Source organism: Helicobacter macacae MIT 99-5501 (assembly GCF_000507845.1).
Lineage (GTDB): Bacteria > Campylobacterota > Campylobacteria > Campylobacterales > Helicobacteraceae > Helicobacter_B > Helicobacter_B macacae.
This window is the reverse complement of the sequence record NZ_KI669455.1, coordinates 274,622-288,211: the sequence shown is the minus strand read 5'-3', so window position 1 is coordinate 288,211 and position 13,590 is coordinate 274,622. Positions and strand designations below refer to the sequence as shown.

At 42.1% G+C, this 13,590-nt stretch carries 5 protein-coding genes; 3 read left to right on the top strand and 2 right to left on the bottom strand.

Annotated features, from left to right (window positions below; translation table 11 throughout):
* Positions 1-94 precede the first annotated feature (94 nt).
* Together HMPREF2086_RS08715 and gltB are read right to left on the bottom strand one after the other, a co-directional pair.
* Positions 95-1,762, bottom strand: a complete 1,668-nt coding sequence (locus HMPREF2086_RS08715; protein WP_023928424.1) for a glutamate synthase subunit beta — start codon at positions 1,760-1,762, stop codon at positions 95-97.
* Between the two features lie 37 nt (positions 1,763-1,799).
* Positions 1,800-6,494 (bottom strand): glutamate synthase large subunit, encoded by a 4,695-nt coding sequence (gene gltB, locus HMPREF2086_RS08710; RefSeq protein WP_023928422.1) that lies wholly within the window; start codon positions 6,492-6,494, stop codon positions 1,800-1,802.
* Positions 6,495-6,971: 477 nt separating this feature from the next.
* Between gltB and HMPREF2086_RS08705 the strand changes: the two genes are divergently transcribed.
* The 3 genes from HMPREF2086_RS08705 to HMPREF2086_RS08695 all read left to right on the top strand — a co-directional run bounded on the left by HMPREF2086_RS08705 (position 6,972) and on the right by HMPREF2086_RS08695 (position 13,576).
* On the top strand, positions 6,972-9,959 hold the full coding sequence (locus HMPREF2086_RS08705) for a TonB-dependent receptor (protein WP_023928419.1): 2,988 nt from the start codon (positions 6,972-6,974) through the stop codon (positions 9,957-9,959).
* Between the two features lie 189 nt (positions 9,960-10,148).
* A complete protein-coding gene (locus HMPREF2086_RS08700) occupies positions 10,149-12,209 on the top strand; it encodes a translocation/assembly module TamB domain-containing protein (RefSeq protein ID WP_023928418.1) in 2,061 nt (686 codons plus the stop codon).
* Between the two features lie 26 nt (positions 12,210-12,235).
* Positions 12,236-13,576, top strand: coding sequence for a type II secretion system F family protein (locus tag HMPREF2086_RS08695; protein WP_023928416.1), 1,341 nt, complete (start codon positions 12,236-12,238; stop codon positions 13,574-13,576).
* The last annotated feature ends 14 nt before the right edge of the window (positions 13,577-13,590 follow it).

Genomic DNA, 13,590 nt, shown 5'->3' with positions numbered 1-13,590 from the left:
ATCACTGCTTGATAAAATGCCTTGATAAATTGCTTAGAGGTTTTGTGATTGCTTAAAAAAATCACAAAACCAAAAAGCGCGTAAAAATGCCAAACTACTCACTTAGAGCACTATGCACGGCTTTGGCACAGCAAACCCCATCAGCGATAGCCCATACAACGAGGCTTTGCCCTATGCGTGAATCCCCACAAGCATAGACTTTGTCCCTGCTTGTGTGAAAAAGATTTGCACTAGATTTTGCGATACCACTTTCAATATCGCTCGCAGAAAAATCTGTGGTTTCTTTCTCCAAAGAAGTGGCTAAAGACTTGCTTGGGCTAGAAAATCCCGCACTATCGCCACATTTTGTAGCTACATTGCCGTTGCTATCAAACTCCACCCCAAACGCGCTTTTTAGGACTTCTTCACTCCCGCTAAACCCCATAGCAAGTAACACCAAATCCGCTTTGTATTCTTTCTCGCTTCCGCTTACTTCAGAACGAACTCTTTTTTCGCCCTCTTGTTTCCACTCCAAATCCACTGCGACTACACCGCTTACCTGTCCGTTTTTGGCGATAAATTTTTTGGTTAGCTTTTGATACTCACGCACATCTTTTCCAAAATGCTCTATTGCCTCTTCTAGCCCATAGTCTGTGTAAAAAGTCTGCTTTTTTAGTGGCCAAGGATTTGATTTTGCGCGGTTTTGCTCTCGCTTAGGACTTCGCTCAAAGCGTGTGATAGAGCTAGCTCCTTGTCGCAATGCCACTGCCACGCAGTCTACGCTAGTATCGCCACTGCCGATGATAAGCACGCGTTTATCTTTTGCTATGTCGCTACCTTTTTTTGCGCACTCTTTTTTGGCTGAAGTCGCGCTTTGGAGGAGTTTTTTTGTATTATCACGCAAAAAATCCATAGCAAACATTATCCCCTTACTATCCCTGCCCTCGATTTGTAAATCAATAGGCTTGCTAGCACCTGTGGCTAGCACCACTGCGTCATATTGGGCTAAAATCTTATCTGCTTTTGCTTTGGTGTTTATATCCTCATTTACGCGAAATTCTATGCCGCTTTTTTGCATTATCTCTACGCGTCTTTGCACGATAGATTTATCTAGCTTCATATCAGGGATTCCATACATTAGTAGCCCACCTATTTTATCGCTTCGCTCATAGACTACCACACTATGCCCTAGCTCATTTAAGCTATTAGCGCAAGCTAGTCCTGCAGGACCAGAGCCGATGATGGCGACTTTTTTGCCACTTTTGACTTTGGGGCTAAATGGCTTTACAAGCCCATTTTCAAAGGCATTCTCAATGATATTTAGCTCGGTGTTTTTGATTGCCACAGATTCGCCATTTATCGCGCATACACAAGAATCCTCGCAAGGTGCTGGGCATACACGCCCTGTAAATTCAGGGAATGGATTGGTAAGGCTTAATCGATGATATGCCTGCTCCCAATGGGAACGATAGACTAAATCATTCCACTCGGGAATAAGGTTGTGTAGCGGACAGCCTATCTCGCCTCCGCTTACTCGCCACGATTGTGAAGTGCAAGTGGGGAGATTTTGCCTAGCGACTTCGCTATAAGGCTTTTGGGCGGGGGCATTTATCCCTGTGTGGCAAAACGCAACACCACAATCCATACACCGCCCTGCTTGTCTTTGCTGCTCCTCTATGGGCAATGGTGTATAAAACTCCCCATAATGCTTGATTCTCTCTTTTGGGCTTTGCGCCTGTGGTTTTTGCTTGCTAAAATCAATAAATCCGCGTGGGTTACCCATTTTTTACTCCTTATTGGCTTTTGTCAAAATATTTGCCTTATTTTTTTGATGCTTTTGTGATTTTTTCAAACGCCGCTAGCTCGGGATTTGGCTCGTTTTTGCACGATTGCAATGCGCGCAATGCCACCTCATAATCGCGTGGCAAAATCTTAAAAAAGTCATTTTTGTTAAATCGCCCTAGCACTTCTTTTGCCTTTTTTGAGCCTGTGTAGTCAATGTGGGTTTGTAGCATTTGCTTTATCTCGCGCTCATCTTCTTTGCTTAGCTCTTTTATGTCTACTAGCTCGGCATTTACACGCGGGATATTGTGCTGTCCTAGCACAAAAGCATAGCCCCCACTCATACCTGCTGCGAAGTTTTCGCCCACATCGCCTAGACATAGCACGCGCCCACCTGTCATATACTCACACCCGTGCACTCCCATACCTAGCACTACCGCGCTCACGCCAGAATTTCGCACGCAAAATCTCTCCCCTGCTATGCCATCTAGATAGACTTCCCCTGCGGTTGCACCATATAGGCAAGCATTGCCTACGATTATGTTTTCCTCAGGGCTTAGAGAGGATTCCTCACTTATGCGAGCGATGATTTTGCCACCACTTAAGCCTTTGCCTAGATAGTCATTTGCATCGCCTATGATTTCTAGCTTCACTCCGTAGTTTAGAAATGCTCCAAAGCTATTGCCCGCACTGCCTATGGCTTTTATGTGGATAGTGTCCTCTTTTAGCCCCTTTGCGCCGTAGATTTTTGTGATTTCATAAGAAAGCATAGCACCAAATGTGCGTGAGAGATTTGAAACTTCTAGTGCTAGATTTGTTTTGCGCTCCTCTTGGAGAGCTTTTTTGCACAAAGGTAGCAGTATGGTAGAATCTAGCGTTTTTTCTAGCTTATTGTCTTTGAAATCTTTACAATAAGTGGCGGTTTGGTTATAGGTGGGTAGATTTTTTATCATTCTATCTAGGTTGATTTTTGAGGCTTTGCCTGATAACTTTTTTTGTCGCAATTTATCTACACGCCCTACCATTTCATCTATGGTGCGAAACCCAAGCCTAGCCATATATTCTCGTAGCTCTTCAGCGATAAATCGCATAAAATTCATCACATCTTCTACCTTGCCAGCAAATCGCTCTCTAAGTAGCTTATCTTGCGTAGCGATACCAAATGGGCAGGTGTTTAGATGACACACCCTCATCATCGTGCAACCCATAACAATAAGTGGTGCGGTGGCAAAGCCGTATTCTTCTGCACCTAGTAGCGTAGCGATAGCCAAATCCCGCCCGCTTAGCAGCTTGCCATCTGTCTCTAGCCTCACTCGCTCTCTAAGTCCATTTAGAATCAGCGTTTGATGAGTCTCTGCTAGTCCTAGCTCCCAAGGCATTCCAGCATTGGCAATAGAAGTTTTGGGGCTTGCTCCCGTCCCCCCGTCATAGCCAGAAACTAGGATAATATTTGCCCCTGCTTTTGCCACGCCAGCAGCGACTGTGCCTATGCCAGATTCTGCGACAAGTTTGACAGAGATATTTGCGTGAGGGTTTGCGTTTTTTAGGTCATAGATTAGTTGGGCTAAATCCTCAATAGAGTAAATATCGTGGTGTGGTGGTGGCGAGATAAGCGCGACACCGGGGGTAGAGTGTCTAGCCCTAGCTATCCAAGGATATACTTTAAACCCCGGGAGCTGTCCACCCTCGCCCGGCTTTGCGCCTTGTGCGACTTTGATTTGGATTTCTTTTGCGTTGGCAAGGTATTCGATATTTACGCCAAATCGTCCGCTAGCGACTTGCTTTATTGCGCTTGATTTAGAATCTCCATTTGGTTCTTTTTTGTATCTCTCTGCGTTTTCGCCACCCTCGCCACTATTGCTTCTAGCACCTAGTCTATTCATAGCGATTGCTAGGCATTCGTGAGCTTCTTTGGATATAGAGCCATAGCTCATCGCACCTGTTTTAAACCGCTTGATGATAGAATCTATACTTTCTACCTCATCAAGGCTAATTGCTTCGCTAAAGTCTAGCTCAAGTGCGTCTCGTAGATTTACTAGCTTAGAATCTATAATACTTGTGTATTCTTTGAAAAGCTCATAGCTTCCACGCCTGCAGGCTTCTTGTAAGCGAAAAATCGCCATAGGGTCAAGCAAATGCTCCTCTTTGTCGCAAGAGTGAGTGCTTGCAGAATGTGTGTTTGCGGTGCTTGCTTCATTGCTATATCCTGCTCGCCATTTGTGTGCGCCTTTTGATTGCAGGGCGTTGATTTGTGGTGCGCTAAAGGCGGCTTTGTGCACGCACAGATAGTCTGCTTCAATGTCCTCTAGCCCTATACCCTCTATCTTGCTAGGCGTGGAAGTGAAATACCTCTCAATGACTTGTGAGCCTATGCCTATGCACTCAAAGATTTGCGCACCATTGTAGCTTTGCATAGTGGAGATTCCCATTTTTGAAGCGATTTTTACGATACCTTTAGAGGCGGCTTTTATATAGTTTGCCAATGCTTTCTCATAGGGAATCTCCAGCTCTTTTTGCAAAATCAGCTGATATAAGCACTCATAAATCAAATACGGATTTATCGCAGTCGCACCAAATCCTAGCAAACACGCAAGATGATGAATCTCTCTTGGCTCGCCTGATTCTATGATGAGGCTTGCGTGAGTGCGGCGGTTTTTGCGCACAAGGAAGTTGTGCAAGCCAGATACGGCTAGAAGTGAGGGAATCGCACAAAGATTTTTGTCTATGCCTTTATCGCTTAGGATAATGATAGACGCGCCCTTTTCGATAGATTCTAGCGCGTCTGCAAATAGTGAATCTAGCGCGTCTTGTAAAGTCTGCTTGGTGTAGTCAAACACAATAGAGAGTGTTTTTACGCTAAAGCCTTTTAGGTTTTGGATTTTGTGTAGCTCTTCATTGCTAATGATAGGAGAGGTTAGCTTTACTCGCTTGCAGTTTGTCTCATTTGGCTTTAGGAGATTGCCCTCGCGTCCTAAGTAGATTCTCTGTGAAGTTACGATTTCTTCTCTTATAGCATCTAGTGGTGGGTTTGTTACTTGAGCAAAAAGCTGCTTAAAGTATTTAAATAGATTTTGTGGGGTAGAATCTAGCACCGCCAAAGGCGTGTCAATCCCCATAGCAGCGAGGCTTTCTTTGCCTTGCTGTGCCATAGGTAAGATGCTAGTTTTTACTTCCTCATAGCTCCAGCCAAACGCGCTTTGCAGTAGCAAGACTTTCTCTTTTGACATAAACTCGTGCTTGTGCTTGCTAGATTCTAGTTTTTCGATTTTGATAAGGTTTTCTAGCCATTTTGTGTATGGCTTTGCATTGGCGTATTGGTCTTTTAGCTCGGAGTCAGAGACTAGCCTACCACGCGCAGTATCCACTAGAAGTAGCTTGCCCGGTTCTAGTCGCTTTTTTGCTTTTATGTTTGCTTCATCTATGTTTAGTGTGCCTGTTTCGCTAGCCAAAATCAAAAAATCATCTTTTGTGAGGTAGTAGCGCGATGGGCGAAATCCATTTCTATCCAAGCTCGCTCCCATAATAATCCCATCGGTAAATATGATAGAAGCAGGTCCATCCCAGGGCTCCATAAGCGTGGAGTGATACTCATAAAACGCCCTTTTGCGCGGGTCCATATTGTGATTTTTGCTCCACGGCTCGGGTATCATCATCATAAATGCTTCTTCTAGGCTTCGTCCATTTAGGCTTAAAAACTCTAAAGTATTATCAAACATCGCAGAATCACTTGAGGGCTTAGCAATGATAGGAAACACCTCGCTTAAATCATCAAAATAATCACTTTTGCACAGCCCCTCACGCGCTCGCATAGAATCTACATTGCCCTTTATGGTGTTTATCTCGCCATTATGCACCATATAGCGATTGGGGTGGGCGCGCTCCCAGCTAGGAAAGGTATTGGTGCTAAAGCGCGAATGCACTAGGGCGATAGCAGACTTCATATTGACATCTTTTAGGTCTAGATAAAAATCACTTAGCTGTGTGGAGATAAGCATTCCTTTATACACGATAGTCCGTGATGAAAAAGAGCAGATATAAAACCTAGCTAGATTTTGGGCATAAGCCTTTTTCTCAATCGCTCGCCTTGCTATATAGAGTTTGCGCTCAAAATCTATCCCTTGAGCAATGTCTTTTGGACGAGCGACAAAGACTTGGAGGAAGTAGGGCATCGCATCTCTTGCTACTTGCCCTATTGCGCTTGGATTTACAGGGACAAAACGAAATCCTAACACTTCTAAGCCCTTTTCTTGCAGGGTTTGGGCTATGAGGGCTTTGCCCTCCTCTTTTGCCTCGACATTTGGAGAGAGAAATACTTGCGCTACGGCATAGTCCCCCTCATCTGGGAGGGCAAAACTTAGATTTTGAGAGGTAAAAAACTCGTGTGGAAGCTGAAGCAAAATCCCCGCACCATCGCCTGAAGTGTCATCTGCACTTGTCCCGCCTCTGTGCTCAAGCTGAAGCAGGATTTGGAGGGCGTTTGTGATGACTTTGTGTGAGCGGATACCACGGATATTTGCCACCGCGCCGATTCCGCACGCATCGTGCTCAAATCGTGGCTCATATAGCCCGATATGGTTAGAATCTAGTGGATTTTGGCAAATGTGATTTGTGGTGTGGGTAGTATGCTGTGATGGGGTTTGTAGTGAATTTGAAGCGTGTGAGATTTTGTCTAAAGGCTTTGGGGGGATTTTTGGGATTTGCTTGGGGATTTGCAAATGTGCTTGTTTGCTCATTTTCTCTCCTTAAATTGTGGATTTTTGTTGTGGATTTTGCAGTTTTAGATTTTGCAAGATAGTTTGTAAAGATTCTGCCTTTAAGTTGCCTTTTGTCCTAGATTTGCCCTATTTTGCTAAAAGCGCGTAGCTTATGTATTGCTTTGGGCAGTTTGTCGCTGTGAATTTTAGGGAGGGCATTATATTATTATTATGCTTAGATAATGATAAATTACTAGCAAAACTAAGGTTAAGTTGCTTTAAGCAAAATTTCACGCGCTTACAAAAATCGTTGGCTAAAAATGCTTGGTAGTTTTTGGCGATTTTTTGTTTTCGGTTATGATATTTTCTCTTATTAAAGTTTGATTAAGTTTATTTGTTTTATCATTTCATATTTTTATTTTGCATTTGAATCTTATTTTCTTAAAAAGCTATGAATAATGAGAAAATATCTTTTGTGGTGCAAAATATGGCGCGAAAATATTTTAAGGAGTTGTTATGAAAAATATGCAAAAAAGTATTCAAAAGGCGTTTTTACTTGCAAATGCGATGGGTGTGCTTGCTACGCAAGGGATATTTGCTAGTCAAATCGCTAGTGGGATTGCACTCGCTGATAACGAGAGAGAGAGAGAGAGTAGCTCACGCACAATCCCTACGAAGTCTTGGCAAGTGGATTCTAGCAAATCTAGCAATTCTAAAAATATTGATTCTAACGCCACAAAATCTAAGCAACAAAACAAAAACATTGCCAAGCTAGCTTTAGTAGAATCTACCCAAGATTTTGATAGCCCTACTACGCAAGCTACACAGACTACAAAACGATATGACAAACCCCAAAAAGACGCTTCACAGACTATCACCGAGAGAGATTTGGGACGCATAGTCGCTTATGGCTCGCCCGATGTGAAATCTAGCTCAACTGCAAAATACCAAAGCAATGCTGGGGTAATCTCAAAATCAATGATACAAACCCACCCAAGTGGCAATGGCGATATAGGCTCGATTTTGCGCTTGCTACCAAATGTGCAATTTGACAATGCCCAAAATCGCTCTACCGCGCAGGGCGAAATCGACCCTGCAAATATCAGCATTTCAGGTGGGCTTTATTATCAAAACAATTTCCAAATTGATGGACTAAATATCAACAACGACTTAGACCCACACGGCGAAGTAAATAACAACATAAACACCTTGCGAGGTGGGCAAAATCAAGGCTTTGCCATAGATACAAGCCTGCTAGAGGGTATTGTCGTGCAAGATAGCAATATCAGTGCGGCTTATGGGAGATTTAGCGGTGGTGTGATAGAAGCCACCGTGCGCAAACCACGCAGAAATGCGGGTGAAATAAATGGCTGGAGGGCAAATATAAGCTATCAATTTACCTCAAGCGATTTGACAGAGTATCATCTAGATAAATCAAGTGAGGAGTATTTCTATGCTAGCGCAAGTGAAGCCTATCAGCCAAACTTTCACAAGCATATTATCCGTGCTAGCACAGAGGGCTATATCACGGACAAAGTCGGGCTAGTGGCTAGCTTTAATACCACGCAGAGCTTTATCCCGCTAAAATCCTATCCACAAACAACTGCGGCAAATACGGCATACATAGGCACAGAAGTGGGAGGCACAAGGCAGCAAAAGCGTCAAAGCTATAATTTCTATGCTAAGATGAACTATGACATTACAGAAAATCTAACGCTTGAAGCATATCTAGGCTATATGCCTCAAACAAACACCTACTTCACAAATAACGCCAAAGACAGCTTCTACCAAATGGATTCTGGCGGAATCCAAAGCGGGCTAAAGGCAAGTCTGCAAACTCCTATTGGATTTTGGCTAAACTCGCTAGGCTACACACGCATAGAAAACTCTCGCCGAAGCGATAAAAACTACTATATAAGCTGGTATGGCTCAAGTATTCATAATTGGGCTTATACCAATGTCACCACAGGCAATTCAGGTAGGGCTATTGAGGGGGGATATGGCGATTTGGATACACTGCAAGATACACTTAGCCTAAAGAGTGATTTTACTTTCAATTCTTTGTCGTGGGGAATCTTTGATAATGTATTTCGCATAGGCACAGAAATCAATTACCAAAAGGTGCAAAGAAATCGGCTAGAAGATGTGTATTTCACTTCTGGGCTACCACTAAACACAAATACAAACACCTGCTACAAAGACCAATTTGGAATAGGGCAGGATTTTTGCTCGTCTGGCGATACATTTACCACAGGGACGACACAAGCAAATGCAAATTGGAGTGGGCAATACTTCAATGCCCTGCAAGTATATCAAGCAGGCAAAACAAGCCTAGATTCCGTGTCTTATGGGATTTTTGCAGAAGATGATATGAAGCTAGATTTGAACTTTGAGCGAGTGAAAATAGGCGAACTAAATGCCAGAATCGGTGTAAGACTTGATGGCGATGACTATATGAGTAAGCATACGATTGCTCCTAGATTTTCACTAGGATATATAACGCCCATTGCGAAATCCTACCAAACTACACTTACTTTTGGGGCAAATCGCTACTATGGGCGCAATCTTTTTTCATATAGGCTTTATGACAATGAACAAAACTTGCGAAAAAACTACACAAGGACTTCCTCAAATCAACCGTTTGTAGAATCTAACACAACAAATAATTCTACTTACAAATTTAACAAACTAAAAGTCCCTTATGATGATGAGCTAATGGGCGCAATAAGCCAAAATCTAAATTATGCTCAAATCGCGTTTAAATACATTTATAGGCAAGGTAGAGATGAGATAATGCGCCGCTCTAGGACAAATAGCAATGGTTTGCCAAGCTTAGAGGGCTACTCAAATAATTACACGATTTGGACAAATGATGGCAGTAGCCAAAGCCATATCTTTAGCCTAAGTGTAAAAAACATAAAACCTATATCGACTTATGGTGTGGCACATAACTATCTCTTTGCCTTTGACTACACTCGCACAAGTCGCACTTACAACCTACTAAGTGCAGATGAAGCCTACTACAATGATACACTTATCAAATACAATGGAGAGATTATCAACTATCGCGATAGACCTGTGGAAAATTGGGCGCGCCCTTTTACCCTGCGACTTGATACCACACACGCTTTTAAAATCGCTAAAACAAAGTGGGTGTGGAATAACTTTTTTAGATTTCGCGCGGGCTATGACAGAATGGTGATACTCACAAGGACTGACCCACGCTATGATTCTAGCTTTTTGGGCTCTCAATATGGAAAAATGCGTTTTCCAAATGCTTTTAGCTGGGATATGAGATTGGGATTTGAGCTAGATATGTATAATGGGCAAACACTATATATGAATGTAGATATTTTTAATGTCTTAAATAGCAAAATCAAATCAACTATTGCCAATACTGCTTATGCTGGCAGCACTTCAAGTGGGGCTTTTGCTTCCTCAAGTGCTGTGGCAGTCTATGAGGTGGGGAGGCAGTTTTGGCTACAATTGGGATATAAATTTTAGCGTTTTTATCGTTACGCTTAGATTTTGGTTTGTAGCTAGGAATTGCTAATCAAGGTGTTTTATCATCTAAAGCATTGTTTATAAGCATTTTGTAACCTTAGACAAATTATAATTATGGCTAATTTTTGCAAAATCATCTTGCAAAAACTTCCCTAAATCCAAGTAATCAAAGTTTGTAAGGAGAACAAAATGGCGTTGCGTATTTTGAAATGGTTTGCAGGTATCGTAGTGGGGCTGTTGCTACTTGTGTATGTGCTAGTGTTTAGCCCTATTGGTAATTTTATCTTTAAGCCTGTGGTGCAATCCCAAATAGACAAATACTCGCCCGTTCCACTCACGCTTAGCACCTTTAGCGTAGGGCTTACAGGGCTAGATATTGTAATCAAAAACGAGCCAAAGCTAGAGATTACGCTAAAGGGGGATTATAATCTTTTCACGCTAAATATTGACACTGCACTAAATATAAATGCTAGTGATATTTCGCTATTTGATGAAGTAGCTGGAATGCCTCTAAGTGGTGCTTTTGTGCTTGAAGCAAGCGCAAAAGGCAAGGTATTTGGTGCGCTAAGCGCAGAGGCCCATAGCAATATCGCCAAATCCAAAACCGACATAAAAGTAGAACTCCAAAATCTAAACCCACTAAAAATCTATGCCGACATAGTCCACCTAGAGCTAGCAGAAGTGCTAGCAATGATAGGTCAAAAGCCTTATATTGAGGGTGTGCTAAGTCTTGATGCGGACATAGTAGGCAACGAAAATATGGAATTTAGCGGGAAAAATATCTTAGAGATAAAGCAGGGGGATTTTAGCCAACGGCTTATCGCTAAAGATTTTGGTATCCAAGTCCCAAAAACCACATTTACCATACGCCAAGAAAGCATATTTGACAAAAAAGACATTAAGCAAGATTTTGTATTTGACTCAAATGTCGGCAAAATCACACTTAGCTCGACTTCAAACATAGAATCATTTGACACAAAAGGTGTGTATAGCATAGTTTTAAGCGATATTAGCGCGTTTACGCCATTGCTAGGAATGAAAGTGCGTGGTGCGCTTCGCACAGAGGGAAGCATAGAGGGAGGGCTAGAAAACATACTTATCGCGGGCAAAACTGATATAGCTGATTCTGCTAGCACTTATAGCGCAAACATTGTCAAATCCGCACTTGCAAAAGTGAGGTTTGATACACAAAATTTGCGCATAGAAAAGCTACTTTATATGATATATCAACCCCAATACATTTCTGCTAGCGTGGGTGGCAAGGCTGAAGCGTGGGATTTTGACAAAGGTATAAGCACGCAAGCAAACTTCTCCCTAAAGGGCGTAACCTCAAATCCCGTAATCAAAAAAGAATTTGACTTAGATATGCCAAATACACCTTTTAACGCGAATCTAAGTGCCAAACTAGACAAAGGTGTGGGCAATGCAAATCTTATCTTTGACTCAAATCTAGCAAGGCTAAATGTGCCAAATATCGCTATTGACTTACATAAAGGAGCTTACTCCTCGCCATATAGCGCGATTTTGCCAGATTTAAAAAAGCTAAAATTTGCAACCAAAATCGAGCTTGTGGGGAAATTTGAAGCGAATGGGGATTTTGCTCTAAGTGAGAATCTAAAAGCGACTTTTCATACCAAAAGTCTTGGCGGAAATGTCGATGCGGAGCTAAATGGCGATAATTTCAATGCAAAGATAAAAGAGGTGGATTTGGACTCTGTGCTAAGTATGGCTCAAATCCAAAAGGTGTTTAGCTCTAAGGTAAATGGCGACTTGGTGTATAACACTGCGAGCGAAAAAGGCACGCTAAAAGCTAGGCTTGATAATGGTAGGTTTTTGAAAAATCAGCTAACAGACGCACTCAAGCAATATGCCAAATTTGACGCCACAGGGCTAGTATTTAACAACATAAGTCTAAATAGTGATATAAACAAAATGGTGCTAAACTCCGCGCTAAATATGCAAAGCGGGGATTTTAGCCTAAGTGGGCAAAATATCATAACAGACTTGGAAAAAAGCACGATAAATGCTAAGCTAAAAACCACGCTAAAAAAAGACACACTAGGCATAAAGCTAAGTGGGAATCTCACTTCCCCCAAAGTCGAGCTAGACTTGGGCGAACTGCTAAAGTCTAGACTTGGCAATGAAGTGCAAAAAAGCGTAGGCAAAGAGATAGAAAAAGCACTTGATAAGCACATAGATGAGGGGGCAAAAAAAGAAATCGGCAACACGCTTAAAAAACTTTTTAGATAGATTTTGCTTGATTATTTGGATTGGCTGTGCGATTTAGGGTAGAGGGACTAAAAGGAAGCCAAAAAATCACTATATTTTTGCGTGGCTCATCTAGCGATATAGCTATGCAAAAAGCCGTAAATAAAGGCATATATCCACTAAGCATAGTAGAGTGTCCTTATAGTGGATTTTTTGCTAGCTCCTTTGTGGGGAGGATTGTGGGCTTTTGTGTGGATTTTTGGAGAAATGTTTTTGCAGAGGTTTTGTTGGTGTTTCGCCCATTTGTTTCAAGTGGCACAAAGGGTGCAAATGGTATAAGCAATCAAAATTTTGCAAATCTTTTTACCCGCCCTATAAGCCCGCTTAGCATATCACAAGACTTGGCATTACTAAGTATTATGCTAGAGTCTGCCCTGCCTTTGCAAGATGTGTTTTTGAGCCTAAGTGCGACTACGCCTAGCCCTACCCTAGCGCAAATGTATAGAAAGATTTTGCTTTCTTTGCAAAATGGAGAATCTTTGAGTGAAGCAATTTCTCCGTTTGAAAAAATCTTTACGCCTATGGGGGTAGCACTTCTGCAAGCAGGGATAAAAGGTGGCAAACTTCCATCTATTTTGCAGATTTTGAGTGAGTATTTCCACCATATAGCAACCACAAGGCAAAATCTTACAAAAGCTCTTTTTTACCCCGCGTTTGTTCTTTTAAGCACGATTTTGGCGTTTGTATTTATCGCGTATTTTGTTATCCCAGAATTTAGCGAGCTGTTTTTGTCTTTTGGTGTGGAGCTGCCTTTTAGCTCCAAAAGCCTTATTTTTGCTTCGCAGATTTTGCAGGATTTTGGTGTGTATATACTGCTTTTTGTGTGCTTGGCTACGGTGTTTGTAGCGCAGGGAATGAGGGCAAAAAATCATATTTATTTTGCCCTCCATCGCTACATATTAGAAGCACCGCTTATAGGTAAAATCGTGCTATATAGGGATTTGTGGGTGTATTTTTTGAGTTTTTTGCATTTGTATGAAGCGGGGGTGGATTTTGATACCACGCTAAAAGTCGCACCAAATGCTATCCAAAATCCACACCTAAAGCACGAGCTAAGCCTAGCACTCACTCGCATAAAAAATGGTAAAAATATCTATGAAGCGTTTAGCCCCTGCCCGCATATAGAATCAAATATCAAGCATTTTTTGAGTATAGCACAGCAAAGTGGCGAGCTAGCAAAAATGCTAAATCTATGCACGAAATACTATAAAAACAGATATGAGCAGTTAAGCGCAAAGATTCTAGCCTATATCGAGCCATTTTCTACTATCATCATAGCACTTCTTGTTGCGTGGCTAGCATTTGGGATTTTCCTGCCGATTTGGGAGCTAGGAAGTGTAGGCTTTTAGTGTCATAAGCATTT